Consider the following 22,125-nt stretch of genomic DNA (forward strand, 5'->3'; position numbering starts at 1 on the left):
AGAAGATGAGTAAAACATTAAAACAGGAAAAAATCGCCGTGTTATTAGGCGGCACCTCTGCCGAACGCGAGGTGTCTTTAAATTCGGGCGAAGCGGTATTAAACGCGTTGCGCAAACAAGGATATGACGCCCATCCGATTGATCCGAAAACCTTTCCGGTAGCGACCTTAAAAGCACAGGGGTTTGATCGCGTGTTTAATATTTTGCATGGTCGCGGCGGGGAAGACGGCACGATGCAGGGCTTATTGGAGCAAATCGGCATTCCTTACACCGGCTGTGGCGTGATGACTTCCGCCTTAACCATGGACAAAATGCGTACCAAAATGTTGTGGAAAGCGTTTGGTCTGCCGGTCGCCGAGATGGAAATCGTGACGACGGAAAATAGAGTAAACTTAAACCCGGAGTCTGTGGTCAAAAAGCTAGGATTGCCGTTGATGGTTAAGCCGTCGTTGGAAGGCTCCAGTGTGGGATTGACCAAAGTCAAATCTGTGGATGAACTGGAAAGTGCGGTGGATTTTGCGCTTAAATTTGATAACACGGTGTTAATTGAAGAATGGCTTGCCGGCGATGAATTTACCGTGCCGGTGCTGGATAATGAAGTTTTGCCTTCCATTAAAATTGTGCCGGAAGGTGAGTTTTATGATTACGACGCGAAATATATTTCTGACAATACGCAATATTTTTGCCCGGCGGGATTAACCGAGGAGCGTGAACAGGAGCTCCGCCGTTTGGTAAAACAGGCTTATGATGTGGTGGGCTGCCGTGGTTGGAGTCGTATTGATGTGATGACGGACGCAGAAGGGAAGTTCCGTTTGGTGGAAGTCAATACCAATCCGGGCATGACTAGCCACAGTTTATTCCCGAAATCGGCGGCAACGGTGGGCTATTCTTTTGAGCAGTTGGTTGAGAAAATTTTAGAGTTGAGCGCGGAATGAATTTACTAAAACGCAAAACCCCACAAAATATAAGATATGGTGAACCGAAATCAAAAGTTTTTGTGCAAATTAAATTATTACTTGTGCTATTATGCGTCGGTATTTTGTTCTATTCTTATTCAAATTGGCAAAATTTTTTAGAAAAATTAGATAGTAAGCCAATCAGCGCATTTGCTTTGGTCGGCACGCCGAATTTTACTGATGATACGGATGTACGCGAAGCACTATTAAAAATGGGCGAGCTAAAGGGATTTTTCGGTCAGGATGCCGATTTAATTCGTGAACAAATTGAGACAATGCCTTGGGTTAAAGGCGCGGTTGTCCGTAAAATGTGGCCGAATAGGTTAAGCATTTGGGTTACGGAATATCAACCGGTCGCCATTTGGAACGAAACCGAATTCCTCTCAAAAGACGGCGTGGTTTTTCAGTTGCCGATGAATAAACTGAGAGAGCAGCATTTGCCCCGTTTGTCCGGACCCGATTTCCAAAGTGAAAAAGTATTGGATGCCTGGAATAGAATTTATGCCGATTTAAAACAAAAAGGGTTAACCCTTAAAGCGGTTGCTATTGACGCACGCGGCGCTTGGCAGGTGGTATTGGATAATGATGTGGTGCTGAAACTTGGGCGTGGTGAGTGGAAAACAAAATTGGATCGTTTTGTGACCATTTATCCGCAAATTGAAGTGCCTGAAAATAAAAAACTCTCCTATGTGGATTTGCGTTACGCTTCCGGTGCTTCGGTGGGTATGGTTGATTTAAATTAATGATTAACAGTGTGAAGTTAAAAAATGTCTAAAATTGTGGAATCAAAGACGATTGTTGGTTTGGAAGTGGGTACTTCTAAAGTCGTTGCCGTAGTCGGTGAAGTCTTACCGGACGGTGTCGTAAATGTGCTTGGCGTGGGCAGTTGTCCGTCTAAAGGGATCGATAAAGGAAGCATTACCGACCTCAATGCGGTGGTTATATCTATTCAACGGGCTATTGAAGCGGCCGAGTCCGTTGCCGATTGCCGTATTATGAGTGTGACTTTGGCGATTACCGGTGAGCATATTCAAAGCCTGAATGAGAATGGTTTTGTACCTATTGCCGAAGGCGAGGTGACCCAAGATGAAATTGATTCTGCTATTCACACGGCAAGCTCGGTTAAAATGCCGGAAGGATTGTCTTTACTTCACATTATTCCGCAAGAATTTGCTGTCGATAAGCAAATGAACATTAAAAATCCGTTGGGTTTACAAGGTGTTCGTTTAAAAGCGCAGACTCACTTAATCGCTTGTCATCAGGACTGGTTAAATAACCTGAAGAAGGCGGTAGAACGTTGTAAATTAAAAGTCGATAAGATTGTGTTCTCAGGCTTGGCATCCAGTTATTCCGTTTTAACCGAAGATGAAAAAGATTTAGGGGTTTGTTTGATTGATTTCGGTGCCGGCACCATGGACATTATGGTGTATATCAACGGTGCATTGCGTTTCAGTAAGGTGATTCCTTATGCTGGTAATCGTGTCACCGATGATATTGCGTATGCTTGCGCCACTTCTCGAATGGAGGCGGAAAGCATCAAAGTGAATCATGGTAGTGCATTAACGCCGCCGAAATATCATGCCGACAAGAAAATTGAAGTTTCCAGTATCGGTGGGCGAGGTCCTCGCATATTAACAAAAGAACAGCTTTCTTTAGTAACTTCCGCCCGTTATAAAGAACTATTGAGTTTGGTGAAAAATGAATTACTTTATTTGAAAACGGATTTGGAAGCCAAACATATTAAGTTTGATCTCATTGCCGGCGTTGTAATTACCGGTGGTGGTGCACAAATTGAAGACTTGAAAGATAGTGCGGCGGAAGTGTTTGGGCAAAATGCGCAAGTGAGAATTGGTAGCCCGCTAAATATTACCGGCTTGACCGATTATGTGAACAAACCGCAATACGCGACTGTTATTGGTTTATTGCAATATGAACATAGCAATGAGGATGAAGGACCGCTTAATGATGAGCATTCGGATAGCGGATTTTTTAGTGCATGTGGTAAGGTCATGAAAAAAATTTTTAATAAAGTGCGGTCGGAATTTTGAGAATTTTGATTTTTCATCTACAATATGAACAGTTTGGGTTTTAATATATGCTGATAGTGTGTGTCGGCAGTGACGGAGAATAAGTATGTTTGAGCCAGTAGATTATGATCTCGGTGAAATGAGTGGAGCACTGATTAAAGTGGTCGGTGTCGGTGGCGGTGGCGGTAATGCCGTTAACCACATGGTTGCCACGATGGTTAAAGATGATATTGGCGGTGTCCTTGTTGATGAAACAATGTTGAACACTGATGAACATGGAAAAATCATGTTCTATGCTATTAATACCGATGCACAAGCATTGCGTAAAAGCCAAGTGCAGCAAACGGTTCAAATTGGTGCGAATACCACCAAAGGTTTGGGCGCGGGCGCCAACCCAAATGTCGGACGTAAAGCCGCAGAAGACGATCAGGATGCCATTCGTCAAATGTTAGAAGGCGCCGATATGGTGTTTATCGCTGCCGGTATGGGTGGCGGTACAGGTACAGGTGCAGCGCCGATAGTCGCTCAAATAGCGAAAGAATTGGGTATTCTTACCGTTGCTGTGGTTACCAAACCATTTGCTTTTGAAGGTAAGAAACGAATGATGTTCGCTGAAATGGGAATTAAAGAACTATCCAAACATGTAGATTCGCTGATCATCATTCCAAATGAACAGTTAGCTAAAGTTATGCCGAAAAATGCAACATTAATGCAAGCTTTCTCCGCCGCTAATGATGTGTTGCGTAATTCCGTTACCGGTATTTCGGACATGATTACCTCCCCGGGTTTAATTAACGTGGACTTTGCCGATGTTCGTACCGTAATGTCGGAAATGGGGCAGGCAATGATTGGTTTTGGTTCCGCATTAGGTGCGCCGGGTGAAGGTCGTGCGGAAGATGCAGCTAAAATTGCAGTGAAAAGTGACTTGTTAGAACGTGTGGATTTATCCGGTGCCAGAGGGGTGTTGGTTAATATTACGGCGGGTATGGACTTGGGACTAACCGAGTTCCAAGCAGTAGGTGATACGATTAAAGCATTTGCTTCTGATGAGGCTACGGTTGTAGTCGGTACAACATTGGTACCTGATATGGTGGATGAGATTCGCGTAACCATTGTTGCAACAGGTATTGGCGAACCCGAAGCGCCGGAGATTCAAATTTCTCCACGTCCACAAGCAGCCCCGAATAATCAACCGATAAATACTCAGTTCGGCGCACCGAGAACAAATGCGCCAACTTATGGACATAGTACACAGGATGCTAATTTGTCCAATAACCAGCAAAACGTACAACGTAGAGACGATTTAGATACGCCGATTACCGAACGCTTGAAGGATACCAATTTGTTCAATGTGCAAGGTTTTATGCGTAATGGCGATAAATAATATTATCTTGTGGTAACAGCAAGTTAAGAGAAAGGTTATGATTAAACAAAGAACATTAAAACAAAGTATAAAAGTTACCGGTGTGGGATTACACAGCGGTGATAAGGTTACTTTGGTTTTACGTCCTGCAATGCCGAATACCGGCGTTGTTTATTGCCGCACCGATTTGAACCCGCCGGTTACCTTTCCGGCGAATGCTGATGCAGTGCACGATACTATGCTTTGTACTTGTTTAGTGAATGAGCAGGGTGTGCGAATTTCAACGGTTGAACATCTAAATGCGGCTTTAGCAGGACTTGGTATTGATAACATTATTGTTGAAGTGGATGCGCCTGAAATTCCTATTATGGATGGTAGTGCAAGCCCGTTTATTTATTTATTATTAGATGCAGGCATTGAAGAACAAAATGCACCAAAAAAATTCATTCGTGTCAAACAAAAAGTTCGCGTGGAAGATGGCGATAAATGGGCAGAATTCTCTCCTTATAACGGTTTTCGTTTGAATTTCACTATTGATTTTAATCATCCGGCAATTAGCGAAGATGTACGTAATTATGTGATGGATTTCTCCGCACAAGCATTTGTTCAGCAAATCAGCCGCGCGAGAACTTTTGGTTTTATGAAAGATATTGAATATCTTCAATCCCAAGGTTTAGCGTTAGGCGGCAGTCTGGATAATGCTATCGTACTGGATGATTACCGTATTCTGAATGAAGACGGTTTGCGTTTTAAAGATGAACTGGTCCGCCACAAAATGCTGGATGCTATTGGTGATTTATATATGTGTGGTTATAACATTATCGGTGATTTCAAAGCCTATAAATCAGGTCATGGTTTAAATAATAAATTATTAAGAGCGGTATTGGATAATCAAGAAGCGTGGGAACTCGTAACCTTTGAAGACAAAGAGCAAGTCCCACAAGGTTATATTTCTCCCGCTCAAATATTGATTTAATAAAAGTGATTATAAGAGCTATATTTCCAAAGAAATATAGCTCTTTTTTTGCTACCTTTTCATAAAGCCACCTTAAAATGGTGGATTTTTTTGCCTTTCCTTTCCATAAAAGTGCGGTTAAAAAAGTAATATATTTTCAATATTTGTTTTATTTATTGCCTTAATTTGAGGTGTAATAAATGTGAATATAAAGGAAGCATTATGTCATTGGATTTAAGTGAAATTCGCCAGCAAATTACGCAAATTGACCGCAGTTTATTGAAATTGCTGTCCGAACGCCACCGTTTGGCGTTTGATGTGGTACGTAGCAAAGAAGTGACGCAAAAACCGTTGCGTGATGCCGCCCGTGAAGAGCAGTTATTGCAGGAGTTGGTACAGTTCGCGGAAAACGAAAACTATCAGCTTGAACCGCAATATATCACCTCGATTTTCCAGAAAATCATTGAAGATTCGGTGTTAACACAGCAGGTTTATTTGCAGAAGAAGCTCAATGAACAGCGTGAACAGGATATTCATATTGCGTTTCTCGGTAAACGCGGCTCGTATTCTCATCTGGCAGCACGTAATTATGCCACCCGTTATCAGGAACAACTGGTTGAAATCAGCTGTGCGAGTTTTGAACAGGTGTTTGAAAAAGTGCGTAACGACGAAGCGGATTACGGCGTTCTGCCGTTAGAAAACACCACTTCCGGCGCCATTAACGAAGTGTATGATTTATTACAGCACACCGATTTATTTCTGGTGGGCGAACTTGCCTATCCGATTCAACATTGCGTGTTAGTGAATGAGCAGCATGATTTAAGCAAAATTGATACCCTGTACAGTCACCCGCAAGTGATTCAGCAATGCAGTCAATTTATCCAAGGGTTAGATCGGGTACATATTGAATATTGCGAAAGCAGCTCCCATGCCATGCAGTTGGTTGTCGGTTTAAATAAACCGAATATTGCGGCGTTAGGCAATGAGGACGGCGGCAAGTTGTATGGCTTGAAAGTGTTGCAACGCAATATCGCCAACCAAGAAAACAACATCACCCGTTTTATCGTGATCGCGAAGAAAGCGCACAGTGTTTCCCCGCAAATTCACACTAAAACGCTATTGTTAATGAGCACGGGGCAGCAAGCGGGATCGTTGGTTGATGCCTTATTGGTGTTCAAAAAACATAATATTAATATGACAAAGCTGGAATCCCGACCGATTTACGGTAAGCCTTGGGAGGAAATGTTTTATTTGGAAATCGAAGCTAATATTCACCACCCCGATACGCAAGCCGCGTTGGAAGAATTAAAACAATTCAGTAATCATATGAAAATTCTGGGGTGTTATCCAAGCGAAATTGTCAAACCGACAGTGCTCCCCGAATAACTTCCAACATCAAAGTGCGGTTGAAAAAATACTTAAATTTTCAACCGCACTTTTTTTACGACAGCTCTTGAAATTTTGCCTTCCGCACTTATATCCATAACGTTTTTAATTTACCAACATAAGTAGGAAAAAGATGAGTACAAATCAAGAAACCCGCGGCTTCCAATCGGAAGTCAAACAACTGTTACAATTAATGATCCATTCTTTATATTCCAATAAAGAAATTTTCTTGCGCGAGTTGATTTCCAATGCCTCCGATGCGGCGGATAAACTGCGCTTCAAAGCCCTTTCCAACCCGGATTTATATGCAGGCGACGGCGAATTGCGCGTGCGTATCAGCTTTGACAGCGAAAAAGGCACCTTAACCGTAAGCGATAACGGTATCGGCATGACCCGCGGGCAGGTTATCGATCACTTGGGCACGATCGCCAAATCCGGTACGAAAGAATTTTTAGCTGCTCTCGGCAGCGACCAAGCGAAAGACAGCCAGCTTATCGGTCAATTCGGTGTGGGATTTTATTCCGCCTTTATTGTTGCCGATAAAGTCACGGTAAAAACCCGTGCGGCAGGCGAACCTGAGGATAAAGGCGTGATTTGGGAATCTTCCGGCGAAGGCGATTATACGGTGGCGGACATTGAGAAAAAATCCCGTGGTACCGATGTAATTTTGCATTTGCGCGAGGATGAAAAAGAATTTTTAAACGAATGGCGCTTGCGTGACATCATCGGCAAATATTCCGACCATATCGGTCTTCCGGTGGAAATGCTGACCAAAGAATATGACGAGGAAGGCAAAGAAACGGGTGAAAAATGGGAAAAAATCAACAAATCCGATGCTCTTTGGACGCGCAGTAAAAACGAAATTTCTGACGATGAATACAAAGAATTTTATAAGCATTTAAGCCATGATTTCGCCGACCCGCTACTGTGGGCGCATAACAAGGTGGAAGGCAATCAGGAATATACCAGCCTGCTTTACGTGCCATCCAAAGCTCCTTGGGATTTGTTTAATCGTGAGCACAAGCACGGCTTAAAACTCTATGTGCAACGCGTGTTTATCATGGATGACGCGGAACAATTCATGCCGAATTATCTGCGTTTTATGCGCGGGTTAATTGATAGCAACGATTTGCCGCTAAACGTATCCCGTGAAATTTTGCAAGACAACAAAGTCACGGCGGCGTTACGTAAAGCCTTGACCAAACGTTCCTTGCAAATGTTGGAAAAATTGGCGAAAGACGATGCGGAAAAATATCAACAATTCTGGAAAGAATTCGGCTTGGTGTTAAAAGAAGGTCCGGCGGAAGACTTTGCCAACAAAGAAGCCACCGCCAAACTATTGCGTTTTGCCTCCACTCACAATGATGGCAGCGAACAAACCGTTTCCTTGGAAGACTACGTTTCCCGCATGAAAGAAGGGCAAAAAGCCATTTATTACATCACGGCGGACAGCTATGTGGCGGCGAAAAACAGCCCGCACTTGGAATTATTCAACAAAAAAGGCATTGAAGTGTTGCTGTTGTCCGATCGCATTGACGAATGGATGTTGAGCTACTTAACGGAATTCGACGGCAAACCGTTACAAAGCATCACTAAAGCAGATCTGGATTTGGGCGATTTGGCAGACAACGAAGCGGAAGAACAAAAAGCACAAGACGAATCTTTCGGCAGCTTTGTTGAACGGGTGAAAACCTTGTTGGGCGAACGCGTGAAAGCGGTGCGTTTAACCCACCGTTTAACCGACACCCCGGCAGTGGTTTCCACCGATAACGATCAAATGACCACGCAGATGGCAAAACTTTTTGCCGCCGCAGGTCAGCCGGTGCCGGAAGTAAAATACACCTTCGAGCTGAATCCGGAACATCATTTGGTGAAAAAAGTCGCTGAAATCGCCGATGAAGCACAATTCGCCGATTGGGTGGAATTATTGCTGGAACAAGCCATGCTTGCCGAACGCGGCTCCTTGGAAAATCTGGCGGCGTTCATTAAGCGAATTAATAAGTTATTAGGCTAATCGGCGTAATTTCGGTTAAAATCCCTACTCTGAAATGGAGTAGGGATTTTTTTATTTAGGAGAAACGATGATTACTGTTTATGGCATTAAAAACTGCGATACCGTGAAAAAAGCGCTGAAATGGCTTGCGGATCACCATATTGAACACAAACTGCATGATTACCGCGTGGATGGGTTGGGTAAGGCTTTTTTACAACAGGCGGAAGCGCAATTCGGCTGGGAAAATTTGGTGAATAAACGCAGCACCACCTGGCGTAATCTTGATGAGCAAATCAAAAAAACACTTTTAAAATCCACCGCACTTTCTGTGCTTGCCGATAATCCAACCTTAATCAAACGTCCGATCATTTTGCAAGAGGGCAAAGCGTTGATTGGGTTTAATGAAAAAGAATATCAGGCGGCGTTTGCATAAAGTGCGGTCAATTTTCAGGGAGTTTTTATGAAAGAAAAGGTTGTCTCTTTGGCACAAGCGTTAATCCGTCGCCCTTCTATCAGCCCGAATGACGAAGGCTGCCAGCAGCTGATTGCAGAACGGTTAGAAAAATTAGGTTTCCGAATCGAATGGCTGCCTTTTAATGACACGCTAAATTTATGGGCGAAACATGGCAGTGGCGATCCTGTGATTGCCTTTGCCGGGCATACGGATGTGGTGCCGACAGGCGATGAATGCCAATGGACTTATCCGCCTTTCGCCGCAAAAATTGTGGACAATATGCTTTATGGTCGCGGCGCGGCGGATATGAAAGGATCGCTTGCGGCAATGGTCGTGGCAGCTGAAGAATATGTGAAAACCCATCCGAATCATCAAGGCACCATTGCGCTATTAATCACCTCCGACGAAGAAGCCGCCGCGAAAGATGGCACGGTGCGCGTGGTGGAAACTTTAATGGCGAGAGGTGAAAATATCACCTATTGCATGGTGGGCGAGCCTTCCAGTTCTCAAACCTTGGGCGATGTGGTGAAAAACGGCCGCCGTGGTTCCATCACGGGCAATCTGTATATTCAAGGCATTCAAGGGCATGTCGCCTATCCTCATCTGGCGGAAAATCCCATTCACAAAGCCGCGCCGTTCTTGCAGGAACTCACCACATACCAATGGGACAACGGCAATGAATTTTTCCCGCCGACCAGTCTGCAAATCGCCAATATTCACGCCGGCACCGGCAGCAATAACGTGATTCCGGGCGAGCTTTATGTGCAATTTAATTTGCGTTATTGCACGGAAGTGACGGACGAGATGATTAAGCAGAAAGTCGCCGACATGCTGGAAAAACACGGGCTGACGTATTGTATTGACTGGAATCTTTCCGGCAAGCCGTTTTTAACCAAACCGGGAAAACTGGTAAATGCGTTGGTGGACAGTCTGCGAGAAATCGCTGGCATCACGCCGAAATTGGAAACCGGCGGCGGCACTTCAGACGGACGTTTTATTGCGCTGATGGGCGCGGAAGTGGTGGAATTCGGACCGCTTAACGCCACCATTCATAAAGTGAACGAGTGCGTGAGCGTAGATGATCTTGGCAGTAGCGCTAAGATTTACCATCAAATGTTAGTGAATTTATTGGATCGTTAAAATGAACTTAACAGCAGATATGCTTACCGGAAAATCCCGTGAACATTTAGTGAACCTGCCGACACCCCATTCACCCAACCATTTCTTACAGGCGCAGGCGGTGAAAGCCTTTCAAGGCTTGCAAAAAAGTGCGGTGAAAAATGGCTTTAATTTACAGCCGGCGAGCAGCTTTCGTGATTTTGCGCGCCAGCAACAGATTTGGAACGGTAAATTTAACGGTGAACGTAAGGTGCATGATGACGCAGGTAAGGCGTTAGATTTAACCCGATTGGACGACTGGCAAAAATGTCAGGCGATTTTGCGTTGGTCGGCGTTGCCGGGGGCGAGCCGCCATCATTGGGGCACGGAAATTGATATTTTCGATCCTGATTTACTGCCACTGGGTCAGGCATTACAACTGGAACCTTGGGAATATGAAAAGGGCGGTTATTTCTTTGAATTGAGCGAATTTCTCGCGGAAAATCTACCGCACTTTGATTTCGTCCTGCCGTTTATGACAATGCCGAAAGGGAAAAAAATCGGGCGCGAACCTTGGCATATTAGCTATGTTCCTTTGGCGGAAAAGGCGAAACAACAGTTCTCAGCGGCGGTGTTATTACAAGCATGGGAAAATGAGGAGGTTGCAGGCAGCGCGGTGTTACGGCAGCATTTGCCACAGATTTTCGAGCAATATTTCGTGTAATTTTCGCGAAAAAGTGCGGTCGGTTTTCCAAACGTCCCCCCCCCTCCCCCCGAAAAACAATCTGAAAACCGACCGCACTTTTTGTGTTTATACTTGGTTATATTTCTATTGTCTATGACCGGTTTACGTCATGTCACAAACTTTTGTGACCGAGTTCAAAAATCTAAACATTTTGCGAAGAATGGCATTTTTTTTTGTTACAAATGAAAGTATCCTAGTTGCCGGCAGTAATTTAAGGAGCGAAAGATGTATCAGTTTCAACAATTTACTCAAAACGATATTGAAATTGTAAAGGATGAAACAGTTTATCAAGGTTTTTTTAAGCTAAATAAGGTTCAGTTTCGACATAAACTTTTTAACGGTGGCTGGAGTGGGATCGTCACCCGCGAGCTGTTAATTAAAGGCGCTGCGTCGGCGGTAGTGGCTTATGACCCCGTGTTAGACAAGGTGGTTTTGGTGGAGCAGGTGCGTATCGGCGCTTATGATCCGAAACTGCAACAATCGCCGTGGTTGCTGGAACTTATTGCCGGTATGGTGGAAGACGGCGAAACACCGGAAAATGTGGCGTTGCGGGAAAGTGAAGAAGAAGCAGGCGCGCAAATTAGTCATTTACAACATTGTTTGAGCGTATGGGACAGCCCGGGCGGCGTGCTGGAGCGGATCCATTTGTTCGTAGGCAACGTTGACAGCACAAACATCGGCGGCATTCACGGTTTAGCGGACGAAAACGAAGATATACGCGTTCACGTCATCAGTAGGGAAACCGCGTATCAATGGGTTTGCGAGGGTAAAATTGATAACGGCATTGCCGTAATGGGATTACAGTGGTTGGAGTTAAATTACCGAAAATTGCAGGCGCAATGGCTGTAAACATGCCATAGGTAATTTAGACTAAGTTTAATACAGAAATAGGAGTTTATTTGTTAAATACCTATAAATATGATACCCGGCAAGAGGTGTTTCGTGTCATTCAAATCACGGATCCCCATTTATTTAAAGACGCAACCGGTGAGTTATTGGGGGTCAATACTCAAGAAAGCTTTTCACAAGTGTTAAGTGAAATTCGGCAACAAGCCTATGATTATGATCTGGTGTTAGCCACCGGCGATTTGGTTCAAGACAGCAGCGAAGAAGGCTATCTGCGTTTTTGCGAAAGCGTTAAGTCCCTTGAGAAAACCGTATTTTGGATCCCCGGCAACCACGATTTCCAACCGAAAATGTTTGATATTCTCAAACGTGACAATATTTGCGATAAAAAGCACATTCTGTTGGGTGAAAATTGGCAAATTTTGCTATTGGACAGCCAAATCTCCGGCGTTCCCCACGGTCAGCTCGGGCAATATCAGCTGGATTGGTTGATGGCAAAGCTGAAAGAACATCCGCAGCGTTATTCATTAGTGGTGTTGCATCATCATATTTTATCTACCCATTCCGCCTGGCTGGATCAGCATAATCTGCGTAACGCGCATGAATTGGCTTATACGCTGGCGCCGTTTAATAACGTGAAAGGTATTTTATACGGACATATTCATCAGCAAGTGGACGGCGAATGGAACGGTTACAAAATCATGGCAACGCCTTCGACGGGCATTCAATTCAAACCGGATAGCAACACCTTCGCCCTGGACACCGCTCAACCGGGCTGGCGCGAAATTGAATTGTATGCCGACGGACGCATCGAAACCCGTGTTAAACGCATTCAACACAAAACTTTCCTGCCGAATTTACAGGAAGAAGGGTATTGATTGGCATTAACGGCATTATGTAGCAGTTGCACAAAGATTTAACCGATTGAACATACTAAAATCCCTATTGAAATTTTATTCAATAGAGATTTTTCTATTGTGTCACAAAAATTATCCAGGCACGAGTTGATCTCTCGTCTGCTATCACTAAAAGAAAACAAGAAATGAATGCTTTAATTCAGCCGAGAGTCTAAGCCATCATCTTTAATTACAGCACGATGGGTTGCTCAAGTGTTACGAGAAAATCGGCAGTGGCTGTTTTGCGGTGAGATAGCAGAAAAGGTCTTAGCACTCACAGGAAACCCGCAATTTGTGGATATTGGAGATAAGCGCTATAAAGCGGTTAATCGGATTTGACTTAGATTGCATAAGCAAGGAATTGTCGAATGTGCGGCGAGATTTTGGCGGTTAAAACCGCTCAAATAGGGTAGAAAATAGCAGTAGAAATACCGCTATTGTCGCTTAGAATTTCATTTTGAGCGAGGACGACACAACATTTTGTGTTGTTTCTTCTTTCTTATTTGTCGCTTCATCTAGAAAAGCTTTAAATTGCTTTTGAGCATTAGGCGTTAGTGCTTGCATTGCAGGGTGATTTTGTATTTGTTGCGTGAAATAAATCGTTTCTGCCATTTCATTTAACTCAAGGGCAACTTGATCCACATCCATAATTTTATTAAGTAGCGGATCTGCTTGGATATTTTGACTATATAGGCTGACTAATTTATCAGGGTCTTGAGCAAAACCCTTCAAGCGAGTAGCAAGCTCAAAATCAAAATGTTCAGCATAATGGCTTGCTAAGAAATGCAAATCAAATAAATCACGCCCTTTTGTTCGGGTGTTATCGCCATCATAAGCTGCGTGCAGTTTGTTATCAATAATGCGTTCCACCGATGAAAAACGGATACCATCTTTAACCGTAATTTGCTCATCTGACGCTGGCGTTCGATAAGAGATCTCCATTTTTAGTGCATCTTTGACACCTGTATTACGGATATGATAATTCACAATATAACGGCTCACTGTGTCTGTATCTTTTTTCACATTAATATCATCAATCACAATATCGTGTGGAGCAGAAGCTTTAATTTTATTGAGCAAATTTAACTTTTTATCTGAATCAAAATCCAAATCTTCGGAAAAACGGTTTAAGCCATAACCAAGATAAAGTGCAGTGCCACCTTTCAGAACTAAAGGTGTATCGGAAAGATTTTTTAGGATATTTACCATCAACTTTTCGTGATGTTTATCACGTTCCGTGAGCATTAGATTATCGGGTTTTTGCGTTTCCATAATTGTAAATTTTCCCATTCTTGTTCGGTTAAATTGGGTTCGAGCTGGTTCAGTAAATCGTAAACCGATTGTTTATCTTCATAGCTAGGAAACCATTCATCAAGCATAACTTCTCCAAGTGAACCAGTTTGAAGCACGGCGGTGTAGAGATAATCCACGCAGGCTCTTGGGTGGTCGGCGAGCCATACGGGGTTATTTTCGGGGAAGTATCCCATTTCATTGAGCCGTTTTGTGCCGTCAATAATGCCTAAATTACCCAGCAAATGATTAGTATTTCTTTTTTGATTCTCGCCATAAATATAAAAATCCTGCGGATAAGCATCGTCATTCAACGCCGCCGCACTATGCCAATCGCCCGTACCGTTTGGGCTATGCACGTTTAATGCCACAATGCTACTTACATAGCGTTCAGGGTGTGTTTGAGGGATATATAGCATCAACTTTTCCTTAAACTTGATTATGTTTTAAGCTAATTATCTTTGAATTTCCATTTCACGTCCACCACATTAATTTTTAACCGTTCTACAACTATTCAGCTAAGCACGCACACGGTGTGTTGAGGGTGAATAATCGGTTCTTGACTGCACTTGAGTAACACGCGTTTAATCAGTTCATTCACGGTGAAATATCGGGCATTAAAGTGCGGTTGGTTTCAGCGGCGTTTTTTAAAGGGGATTTTTCATCTCCGTATTTCTTTGCTAAAATCCACCGCACTTTTCTTTGTATTCTTTGTAGTTCGCAACCCTCCCGCATAAAAAATTAAGGATTCATTATGTCAAATCAGCCTAACAAAGCCCTCGTGATTTTTTCCGGCGGGCAAGATTCCACCACCTGTCTGTTTCTCGCCATACAAGAATTCGGCGCGGAAAATGTCGAAGTCATCACATTCCAATACGGTCAACGTCATGCCATCGAGTTGGAAAAAGCCCGATGGATTGCACAGGATTTAAAGGTAAAGCAAACGGTGCTCGACACCAGCGTCATCAAAGCTATTACCCACAACGCCTTAATGGATCCGAGCGCACAAATCAGCCAAAATGATAACGAATTACCGAATACCTTCGTTGACGGACGCAACGCCTTATTTTTACTCTACGCCGCCATTTACGCCAAAAGCCAAGGCATTTGCGTCATCTACACCGGCGTATGTGAAACGGATTTCAGCGGCTACCCTGATTGTCGCGATGTTTTCATCAAATCCATGAACGTCACTTTAAACCTTGCCATGGATTACCCTTTTGAAATCCGCACGCCGTTAATGTGGCTGGATAAAAAAGCAACCTGGGCGCTGGCGGATCAACTCGGCGCCTTTGATTACATCCGCCAACACACCCACACCTGCTACAACGGTGTCGAAGGCGGCTGCGGCGAATGCCCTAGCTGCGTTTTGCGCGAACGTGGATTGAAAGCGTATTTGCCGGAACGTGAGGCAAATACGCCTAAGAAAAAAACCGCACTTTTGAGGGAGTAACATTTAAAAGTTAGTTCAATTCAATATGTCATGTGAAATTAAACTTAAAAATTCACAGTTTCCCTTGTTTAAATTAATTTAATTTAATATGCTGTATTGAATTAAACTAATTTTGAGAGTGAATATGTACCTTTCCCGCCAAATCCAACCTTTAGTAAATCGTCTACTTAAGCAATTTCCGGCAGTTCTTGTCACCGGTGCGAGACAGGTCGGTAAATCGACGTTGTTAAAGCATATTGCAAAAGATTACGCTTATTTGACCTTTGACGATCCTCTGCTGCTGGAACAAGCCAAACAAGAACCACGTTTATTCTTTTTAAATCACGCAGGTAATGTGATTTTAGACGAGGTGCAGTATGCACAAGAATTGTTTTCTTTATTAAAGCTTGAAATCGATAAACAGCAAAAAAACGGGACGTTTTTGCTTTCCGGTTCACAGGCCTTTGAGCTTATGCAAAATGTCAGTGAAACACTGGCGGGCAGAATCGCTATTCTCAAACTGCAAGGATTATCACTACGTGAAATATTAAATGTTGAGTTTTACCTGCCTTTTATTCCCAGTCGAGATTATTTAGCGAGCAGAGAGAAAATGCTGAAATCGCCTGAAAATATCTGGCAAATTATTCATAAAGGTGATATGCCGCGTTTATATCAGCAAGAAACAGATTGGGAAATTTACTATTCTTCCTACGTTTCCACTTACATCGAAAGGGATGTGCGCCAGCTCACCAATATTACCAATACAACGGATTTTACCCGCTTTATGGTAGCGTTGGCGTCCCGCAGTGGAGAATTATTGAACTACAGTAATGTGGCACAGGAAGTTGGCGTCTCTAACGAAACGATTAAACGTTGGACGGCCATTTTACAGACCTCAGGCATTATTTATTTGCTACAACCTTATAGTAATAATCATCTGAAACGTACCATTAAAACCCCGAAGATCTACTTCTTGAACACCGGTCTCATGGCATATTTAACCAAATGGCTTACACCGGAGACCATTTCTAAAGGTGCAAAGAGCGGTCAATTTTTTGAGAGTTTTGTGGTGAGTGAAATTATAAAATCTTTCACGAATAACGGCATTGAACCGCCACTTTATTTTTATCGTAATACCAATCAGAAGGAAATTGATTTGATTATTGAATATGACCGCACGATTTATCCCATTGAAATCAAAACGACTGCCAATCCGAATAAAAAGATGGCAAAAAGTTTTGCGTTATTAAATTCGCTTGGGAAAGAATCTACTATCGGGATGGGGGTGATTATTAATCAGTATCCGAATAAGCATTATTTGGCAGAGAATCTGGTGGCGTTACCTGTTAAGTATTTATAATCATCCCAAAAAAACAAACCCGACTTTCGTCAGGTTTGCTTCATTTTTAATTTATTGCCGACCGGATACCGATAATAAGGTGTTTTATGGTATGGTCTTACTTTGATTGACGTTTAACACAATTCGAAACCGTGCTTTGCCTGATTTCAATCGTGCAATAGCTTCATTTGCTTTTTTGAGCGGAAATATTTCTACCTGCGGTTTTACGCCTGAAAGTACACTAAATTTGAGCGTGCATTCTGCATCAAACGGCGTACCTGTTAACGAACCTTGGATCGTTTGCTCTTTGCCTACTATACGGTTGAGCGGCAGTGCCAAAGGCTCGCCGCTTGCGCCCAGCAGCAACAATTTTCCTCTTGCTTTTAAGCTTTTTGCCACATCGCCGATGGTTTCGGCGTCGGTTATAGTGCTGAGGATTAAATCTGCACCGCCCAATTCACGTAAAAAATCCACTGCACTTTGTTTTGCTAAATTAACGTAATGATGTGCGCCAAGAGCGGCCATTTTTTCGGATAAGTCTTGCCGCCCGATAGATACCACTTCAAAGCCCATTTTTTGTGCATATTGTACCGCCAAATGCCCCAAGCCTCCTGTGCCAAGCACTGCCACTGTGTCGCCGGCTTTGGTACCACTGTTACGTAGTGCATTAAAAGTTGCTAAGCCGGCACAAAGTAGTGGGGCAGCGTCAGTGCTATTCAGGCTTTCGGGTATAGCGACCAAACCTGTTTGGTTTACGATCATCAGCTCGGCATAACCGCCATCACGGCTTGCGCCTATGTAGCTTTGATCTGCGCAATGCACAAATTGTCCCGCACGGCATGCATCGCACTCATGACAATGTCCGCCAAGTCGACCTACACCAACCCGTTGTCCTACCTGCCAGCGCTTTGAAACAGCTTCACCTTTAGCCAGGATCCATCCGATCACTTCGTGCCCGATAACGCGCGGGGTTTGTAAGTTATGCTTGATATCACCCAAATCCGCCCCGCACACGCCACAGGCTTCCACTTGAATCAATACTTGATGAGCGGTGGGCAATACGGTTTGCTTTTCGGTTAGTACTAAATTTCCTTGTGGCGTAGTTTGCATAGCTAAATAAGTTTGGGGAATCATAGTTTTTCCTAGTAAAAGTGAGTAAATTTTTTAATGATTAAGTTTATTTTAAGGATAAAAAGTTGATATTTTCAATAGGTCAAAAAATTACACATCTGAAAAATGATGTCTCGCCGATAATGCGCCTAAAATAACCGTTTTTTAGGAAAGGTTTATATTATGATAGCAGGTGGTTTGTCGGCAAACAGATTGTTTTTGGCATATTGTGCGTTATCAGCAACTGACACAAGGCAATATTAATGTAAAAATTTCCCTTGCCTATTCGCTTTATTTAATATGTACAAATCTGATTTTCTTAAAAGTGCGGTTAGTTTTTGCGATGAATTTAAAATATCCATAAAATCCACCGCACTTCAACCTATTTAGCGGCTAAAACTGCTATAATTTCCGCCAATTTTTCTACACATTTGAGACCGGTATGAAACAACTTTTTGCCACCACAGCCCGTGGATTTGAAGAACTTTTGAAATCTGAATTAACCGACTTAGGCGCGCGCGATGCGAAAGTGGCGCAGGGCGGTGTGCATTATTGGGCGGATGATGAAACCCTGTATCGCACTTTGCTTTGGAGCCGTTTGAGTTCGCGCATTTTATTGCCTATCGTGCAAGCCAAGGTGTTCAGTGATTTGGATTTATATTCTGCGGTGGTGGGCGTGAACTGGCTGGATTATTTCGATGAAAAGGTTCATTTTTTCGTGGATTTTAACGGCACGAATCAAGAAATTCGCCACACCCAATTCGGTGCCATGCGCGTAAAAGACGGCATTGTGGATTATTTTGAACGTCACGGTCGCGCCCGCCCGAACGTCGATAAAGAACAGCCGGACATTCGTATTCATGCCTATCTGAACCTTGATGAGGTGGTGCTTTCTCTGGATTTAAGCGGCGATGCGCTACATATGCGCGGTTATCGTGAGGACACCGGCAAAGCGCCGTTGCGTGAAACCTTGGCGGCGGCAATTGTGCTGCGTTCCGGCTGGCAGCAGGGCACGCCGTTGGTTGACCCGATGTGCGGTTCCGGCACGTTGCTGATTGAAGCGGCGCAAATGGAAGCGAAAATTGCACCGCAATTGTATCGCCTACATTGGGGCTTTGATTTTTGGTTGGGGCATAATCAGGCAGCGTGGGAAAAGGTGAAAGCAGAAGCGTTGGCATTGGCGGAAGCGGAAAAACAACGGGAAAATCCACCGCACTTTTATGGCTTTGATTTGGATCATCGAGTGCTGCAAAAAGCCAAACAAAACGCCAAAAATGCCGGTGTGGCGCATTTAATGCAATGGCAACAGGGCGATGTGGCGGCGCTTAAAAATCCAAGCCCGAACGCCACCGGCACGGTGATTTGTAACCCGCCGTACGGCGAACGTTTAGGCACGACCCCTGCGCTGATTGCTTTGTATTCGGTGTTCGGGCAACGCTTAAAACAACAATTCGCCAGTTGGAACGCCTCTATTTTCAGTGGCGAACCGAGCCTGTTGGATTGCCTGCGTTTACGTTCCTATCGCCAGTTCAAAGCGAAAAACGGCCCTTTGGATTGCGTGCAAAAGAACTATCAACTCGCCGAATGGGCAGCGCAAAGTGCGGTGGAAAACGCCGTTGAATTTGACCGCACTTCTGCAGGAGCTGCTTCCACTTTTTCTTCTGACGTCGCACCGGATTTTGCCAATCGACTGCAGAAAAATATCAAGAAAATCGAAAAATGGGCGAAACAGCAGGGGCTGGATGCCTATCGTTTATATGACGCGGATTTGCCGGAATATAATTTGGCGGTGGATCGTTATGCCGATCATATCGTGGTGCAGGAATATGCCGCGCCGAAAAATATTGATGAAAACAAAGCCCGCCAGCGTTTGTTGGATGCCGTGAACGCCACGTTAAACGTCACGGGTGTGGAAACCAATAAATTGATTTTGAAAGTGCGCCAAAAACAAAAAGGCACCAATCAATATGAAAAACTGGCGAACAAAGGCGAGTATTTTTATGTGAACGAATACGGCGCGAAATTGTGGGTAAATCTGACGGATTATTTGGACACGGGCTTGTTTTTGGATCACCGCCTGACCCGCAAAATGTTGGGTGAAATGGCGCAAGGCAAGGATTTTCTGAATCTGTTTGCTTACACGGGTTCTGCCACCGTCCACGCGGCACTTGGCGGGGCGAAATCCACCACCACGGTAGATATGTCAAATACCTATCTTAACTGGGCGGAACAAAATTTATTGCTCAATGACATTGAAGGCAAGCAGCACAAACTTATTCAGGCGGATTGTCTGCAATGGCTGGAAAAATGTGATCGTCAGTTTGATGTGATTTTTGTTGACCCGCCGACATTCTCCAACTCCAAACGCATGGAAGACAGCTGGGATGTGCAACGGGATCACATTAAGTTAATGACGAATTTAAAACGCATTCTGCGCCCGAACGGTACCATCGTGTTTTCCAATAATAAACGCGGCTTCAAAATGGATTTTAGCGGTTTGGAAGCGTTGGGATTAAGTGCGGTGGAAATTTCCCGCAAAACATTGCCGTTGGATTTTGAGCGCAATAAGCAGATTCATAATTGTTGGGTTGTGCAGGCGAAATAGAAAACGCGAGAAAAAGAGACCGCACTTTTGGGTCAAACAATGATGACAAACATAAAAAAACGCCCTGGCATTGAGGGCGTTTTTCGTTGCTATTCAGGTTAGATATTGCATACAGCGAATAACACGATGATGCTATAAAGTGTCGCCAAGCCGTAGAAGATGAACCCGCCGGCAGGGACGTGCACTTTAATGTCGTGCATACCGTGATGGACGCGGTGTAAGCCTGCCCACATCGGGAAGATGGTGAGTGCAAGGATAACTAATTTGCCAAACCAATGGTGTGCGAAGGCAATGATGTTATCCGGGCTGACTAAGCCGAAAGGCAATAACAAGCCGATGATCAGAATGAGTACCGGGAAAGCCAGACCGCTAACCATGCCACCCGCACTGAACATTAACCATACAGGCGGTTCGTTTGAACGTTTTGGATTTTGATTAACCATGTCTTCCCCCTAGATAAATACAAGTACTAAAGCCAATACGGTGACGGCGGCAAATAATCCGCGCAATGCGTTTTTGATTAATGACGGCGGTAATCCGGTGCTGCCGGACATCACTTCGCCGGTCATGTCAAATAATGTCACGGCATGCAACAATAAGGCGGCAAGCGAGATGATGTTGAGAATCACCACAATCGGATTTTGCAGGAACGGAATGAAACTTGCGATAAAGCCGTCCGCTTTACCCAAACAAATCACACCGTAAAGCAACACCAGGCTGAACCAGACGGTCGGAAATGCGGTGGCTTCACGCAACATGTAGAATTTGTAGAAATCCCAACTTTTCCACCAAGTCGGGGTGATTTCACGGACGTATTTTTTACGTTTGGTTACTGTTGTTGTCATAATCTCTCCCCTTATGCTTTCGGTTTAAGCATGGAAATCAGATAGTCTTTCGCACTTTCTAATTTACCTTGGTTAATGGCGGTTGCCGGGCCTACGTGTTTCGGACAAACTTCGGAACAGGCGCCGACGAAGGTACAGGACCAAACACCGTTTTCGCCGTTCATGATTTTCATCCGTTCCGCTTTACCATGGTCACGGTTATCTAAGTTATAACGATGTGCCAAGGTTAACGCGGCAGGACCGACGAATTCAGGATTCAAACCGAATTGCGGGCAAGCGGCATAGCATAAGCCGCAGTTGATACACATGGAGAATTGACGGTATTTTTCCAATTGTGCCGGTGTTTGTTTGGTACGGCTTTTTGCCAATTCTTTTGACGGATGCGGTTTGCCGTCCAATTCCGGCATTTTGTTGCCGATAATGTAAGGCTTGATGGCTTCCAAACTTTCAATGAAGTGGCTTAAGTCAACCACTAAGTCACGTTCAATCGGGAAATTGGCAAGGGGCTCGATACGCATATGACCGCTGTAATCGCGTAGGAACGTTTTACATGCCAGTTTCGGAATGTTGTTAACCATCATCCCGCAAGAACCGCAAATCGCCATACGGCAAGACCAACGATAGGAAAGTTCCGGTTCAAGTTTATCTTTGATATAACCTAAGGCATCAAGCAATGAGGTTTGGCTGTCGAAAGGTACTTGGTAGGTTTTTAAGCGCGGTTCTTTATCGACTTCAGGATTGTAACGTAGAATCTCAACGTTCATGATTGGTTGTTCGGCCATGTT

At 44.0% G+C, this 22,125-nt stretch carries 21 protein-coding genes; 15 read left to right on the forward strand and 6 right to left on the reverse strand.

Translation table 11 applies throughout. The features are described 5' to 3' along the window. Positions 1-5 precede the first annotated feature (5 nt). The 12 genes from DK423_RS08220 (at position 6) to cpdA (ending at position 12,701) form a co-directional block, all read left to right on the forward strand. Positions 6-935, forward strand: a complete 930-nt coding sequence (locus DK423_RS08220) for a D-alanine--D-alanine ligase (protein WP_005557654.1) — start codon at positions 6-8, stop codon at positions 933-935. Further along, entirely contained in the window at positions 932-1,699 is a 768-nt protein-coding gene (locus DK423_RS08225) for a cell division protein FtsQ/DivIB (protein ID WP_005557652.1), read from the forward strand. Before DK423_RS08220 ends, DK423_RS08225 begins: the two co-directional genes overlap by 4 nt. Positions 1,700-1,723: 24 nt before the next feature. Then, the gene (gene ftsA / locus DK423_RS08230; protein WP_005557650.1) at positions 1,724-3,004 is read left to right on the forward strand and encodes a cell division protein FtsA; all 1,281 of its coding nucleotides are present in this window, start codon (positions 1,724-1,726) and stop codon (positions 3,002-3,004) included. Positions 3,005-3,089: 85 nt separating this feature from the next. Beyond that, positions 3,090-4,367 (forward strand): cell division protein FtsZ, encoded by a 1,278-nt coding sequence (gene ftsZ / locus DK423_RS08235; RefSeq protein WP_005557648.1) that lies wholly within the window; start codon positions 3,090-3,092, stop codon positions 4,365-4,367. 37 nt (positions 4,368-4,404) lie between these two features. Further along, a complete protein-coding gene (gene lpxC / locus DK423_RS08240; protein ID WP_005557647.1) occupies positions 4,405-5,322 on the forward strand; it encodes a UDP-3-O-acyl-N-acetylglucosamine deacetylase in 918 nt (305 codons plus the stop codon). Positions 5,323-5,523: 201 nt separating this feature from the next. Beyond that, positions 5,524-6,687 carry a prephenate dehydratase gene (pheA, locus tag DK423_RS08245; protein WP_005557645.1) on the forward strand — a complete coding sequence of 388 codons (1,164 nt, stop codon included), beginning with the start codon at positions 5,524-5,526 and terminating at the stop codon, positions 6,685-6,687. A 133-nt stretch (positions 6,688-6,820) separates the two neighbouring features. Then, the gene (htpG, locus tag DK423_RS08250) at positions 6,821-8,701 is read left to right on the forward strand and encodes a molecular chaperone HtpG (RefSeq protein WP_005557642.1); all 1,881 of its coding nucleotides are present in this window, start codon (positions 6,821-6,823) and stop codon (positions 8,699-8,701) included. 67 nt (positions 8,702-8,768) lie between these two features. Continuing rightward, on the forward strand, positions 8,769-9,113 hold the full coding sequence (locus DK423_RS08255) for an ArsC family reductase (protein ID WP_005557640.1): 345 nt from the start codon (positions 8,769-8,771) through the stop codon (positions 9,111-9,113). A 27-nt stretch (positions 9,114-9,140) separates the two neighbouring features. Then, positions 9,141-10,274 carry a succinyl-diaminopimelate desuccinylase gene (dapE, locus tag DK423_RS08260; RefSeq protein ID WP_061886883.1) on the forward strand — a complete coding sequence of 378 codons (1,134 nt, stop codon included), beginning with the start codon at positions 9,141-9,143 and terminating at the stop codon, positions 10,272-10,274. Position 10,275: 1 nt separating this feature from the next. Next, a complete protein-coding gene (locus tag DK423_RS08265) occupies positions 10,276-10,956 on the forward strand; it encodes a M15 family metallopeptidase (RefSeq protein ID WP_005557636.1) in 681 nt (226 codons plus the stop codon). A 246-nt stretch (positions 10,957-11,202) separates the two neighbouring features. Continuing rightward, positions 11,203-11,826, forward strand: coding sequence for an ADP-ribose diphosphatase (gene nudF, locus DK423_RS08270; RefSeq protein WP_005557634.1), 624 nt, complete (start codon positions 11,203-11,205; stop codon positions 11,824-11,826). A 50-nt stretch (positions 11,827-11,876) separates the two neighbouring features. After that, positions 11,877-12,701, forward strand: coding sequence for a 3',5'-cyclic-AMP phosphodiesterase (gene cpdA / locus DK423_RS08275; protein ID WP_005557632.1), 825 nt, complete (start codon positions 11,877-11,879; stop codon positions 12,699-12,701). A 462-nt stretch (positions 12,702-13,163) separates the two neighbouring features. Here cpdA and DK423_RS08280 read toward each other — a convergent pair whose 3' ends face one another. Together DK423_RS08280 and DK423_RS08285 are read right to left on the reverse strand one after the other, a co-directional pair. After that, positions 13,164-13,991 (reverse strand): nucleotidyl transferase AbiEii/AbiGii toxin family protein, encoded by an 828-nt coding sequence (locus DK423_RS08280; protein ID WP_005557630.1) that lies wholly within the window; start codon positions 13,989-13,991, stop codon positions 13,164-13,166. Continuing rightward, positions 13,964-14,428 carry a hypothetical protein gene (locus DK423_RS08285; protein WP_005557628.1) on the reverse strand — a complete coding sequence of 155 codons (465 nt, stop codon included), beginning with the start codon at positions 14,426-14,428 and terminating at the stop codon, positions 13,964-13,966. Before DK423_RS08285 ends, DK423_RS08280 begins: the two co-directional genes overlap by 28 nt. Positions 14,429-14,763: 335 nt before the next feature. Between DK423_RS08285 and queC the strand changes: the two genes are divergently transcribed. Continuing rightward, the gene (queC, locus tag DK423_RS08295) at positions 14,764-15,462 is read left to right on the forward strand and encodes a 7-cyano-7-deazaguanine synthase QueC (protein WP_005557624.1); all 699 of its coding nucleotides are present in this window, start codon (positions 14,764-14,766) and stop codon (positions 15,460-15,462) included. 124 nt (positions 15,463-15,586) lie between these two features. Beyond that, positions 15,587-16,801: an ATP-binding protein gene (locus tag DK423_RS08300; RefSeq protein WP_005557622.1), complete on the forward strand. Its 1,215-nt coding sequence runs from the start codon at positions 15,587-15,589 to the stop codon at positions 16,799-16,801. Positions 16,802-16,885: 84 nt separating this feature from the next. Here DK423_RS08300 and DK423_RS08305 read toward each other — a convergent pair whose 3' ends face one another. Next, the gene (locus DK423_RS08305; RefSeq protein ID WP_005557620.1) at positions 16,886-17,914 is read right to left on the reverse strand and encodes an alcohol dehydrogenase; all 1,029 of its coding nucleotides are present in this window, start codon (positions 17,912-17,914) and stop codon (positions 16,886-16,888) included. A gap of 418 nt (positions 17,915-18,332) precedes the next feature. Between DK423_RS08305 and rlmKL the strand changes: the two genes are divergently transcribed. Further along, positions 18,333-20,495, forward strand: coding sequence for a bifunctional 23S rRNA (guanine(2069)-N(7))-methyltransferase RlmK/23S rRNA (guanine(2445)-N(2))-methyltransferase RlmL (gene rlmKL / locus DK423_RS08310; protein WP_061886542.1), 2,163 nt, complete (start codon positions 18,333-18,335; stop codon positions 20,493-20,495). A gap of 98 nt (positions 20,496-20,593) precedes the next feature. Here the strand turns inward: rlmKL and frdD are convergent, their stop codons facing one another. From frdD to DK423_RS08325, 3 genes are read right to left on the reverse strand one after another with little or no spacing between them, the layout of a single operon-like run. Next, entirely contained in the window at positions 20,594-20,938 is a 345-nt protein-coding gene (frdD, locus tag DK423_RS08315) for a fumarate reductase subunit FrdD (protein WP_005557615.1), read from the reverse strand. Positions 20,939-20,947: 9 nt separating this feature from the next. Beyond that, positions 20,948-21,340, reverse strand: a complete 393-nt coding sequence (gene frdC / locus DK423_RS08320) for a fumarate reductase subunit FrdC (protein WP_005557612.1) — start codon at positions 21,338-21,340, stop codon at positions 20,948-20,950. Positions 21,341-21,351: 11 nt separating this feature from the next. Beyond that, a complete protein-coding gene (locus DK423_RS08325; protein ID WP_005557609.1) occupies positions 21,352-22,122 on the reverse strand; it encodes a succinate dehydrogenase/fumarate reductase iron-sulfur subunit in 771 nt (256 codons plus the stop codon). Between the last annotated feature and the right edge of the window lie 3 nt (positions 22,123-22,125).

The organism is Aggregatibacter actinomycetemcomitans, assembly GCF_003130205.1.
Taxonomy (GTDB): domain Bacteria; phylum Pseudomonadota; class Gammaproteobacteria; order Enterobacterales; family Pasteurellaceae; genus Aggregatibacter; species Aggregatibacter actinomycetemcomitans_A.

Bases quoted from the DNA above. Each gene is read 5' to 3' on its own strand.
- DK423_RS08220 (WP_005557654.1), top strand. From the start codon at position 6: ATGAGTAAAACATTAAAACAGGAAAAAATCGCCGTGTTATTAGGCGGC.
- DK423_RS08225 (WP_005557652.1), top strand. From the start codon at position 932: ATGAATTTACTAAAACGCAAAACCCCACAAAATATAAGATATGGTGAA.
- ftsA (WP_005557650.1), top strand. From the start codon at position 1,724: ATGTCTAAAATTGTGGAATCAAAGACGATTGTTGGTTTGGAAGTGGGT.
- ftsZ (WP_005557648.1), top strand. From the start codon at position 3,090: ATGTTTGAGCCAGTAGATTATGATCTCGGTGAAATGAGTGGAGCACTG.
- lpxC (WP_005557647.1), top strand. From the start codon at position 4,405: ATGATTAAACAAAGAACATTAAAACAAAGTATAAAAGTTACCGGTGTG.
- pheA (WP_005557645.1), top strand. From the start codon at position 5,524: ATGTCATTGGATTTAAGTGAAATTCGCCAGCAAATTACGCAAATTGAC.
- htpG (WP_005557642.1), top strand. From the start codon at position 6,821: ATGAGTACAAATCAAGAAACCCGCGGCTTCCAATCGGAAGTCAAACAA.
- DK423_RS08255 (WP_005557640.1), top strand. From the start codon at position 8,769: ATGATTACTGTTTATGGCATTAAAAACTGCGATACCGTGAAAAAAGCG.
- dapE (WP_061886883.1), top strand. From the start codon at position 9,141: ATGAAAGAAAAGGTTGTCTCTTTGGCACAAGCGTTAATCCGTCGCCCT.
- DK423_RS08265 (WP_005557636.1), top strand. From the start codon at position 10,276: ATGAACTTAACAGCAGATATGCTTACCGGAAAATCCCGTGAACATTTA.
- nudF (WP_005557634.1), top strand. From the start codon at position 11,203: ATGTATCAGTTTCAACAATTTACTCAAAACGATATTGAAATTGTAAAG.
- DK423_RS08280 (WP_005557630.1), bottom strand. From the start codon at position 13,991: ATGGAAACGCAAAAACCCGATAATCTAATGCTCACGGAACGTGATAAA.
- DK423_RS08285 (WP_005557628.1), bottom strand. From the start codon at position 14,428: ATGCTATATATCCCTCAAACACACCCTGAACGCTATGTAAGTAGCATT.
- queC (WP_005557624.1), top strand. From the start codon at position 14,764: ATGTCAAATCAGCCTAACAAAGCCCTCGTGATTTTTTCCGGCGGGCAA.
- DK423_RS08300 (WP_005557622.1), top strand. From the start codon at position 15,587: ATGTACCTTTCCCGCCAAATCCAACCTTTAGTAAATCGTCTACTTAAG.
- DK423_RS08305 (WP_005557620.1), bottom strand. From the start codon at position 17,914: ATGATTCCCCAAACTTATTTAGCTATGCAAACTACGCCACAAGGAAAT.
- rlmKL (WP_061886542.1), top strand. From the start codon at position 18,333: ATGAAACAACTTTTTGCCACCACAGCCCGTGGATTTGAAGAACTTTTG.
- frdD (WP_005557615.1), bottom strand. From the start codon at position 20,938: ATGGTTAATCAAAATCCAAAACGTTCAAACGAACCGCCTGTATGGTTA.
- frdC (WP_005557612.1), bottom strand. From the start codon at position 21,340: ATGACAACAACAGTAACCAAACGTAAAAAATACGTCCGTGAAATCACC.
- DK423_RS08325 (WP_005557609.1), bottom strand. From the start codon at position 22,122: ATGGCCGAACAACCAATCATGAACGTTGAGATTCTACGTTACAATCCT.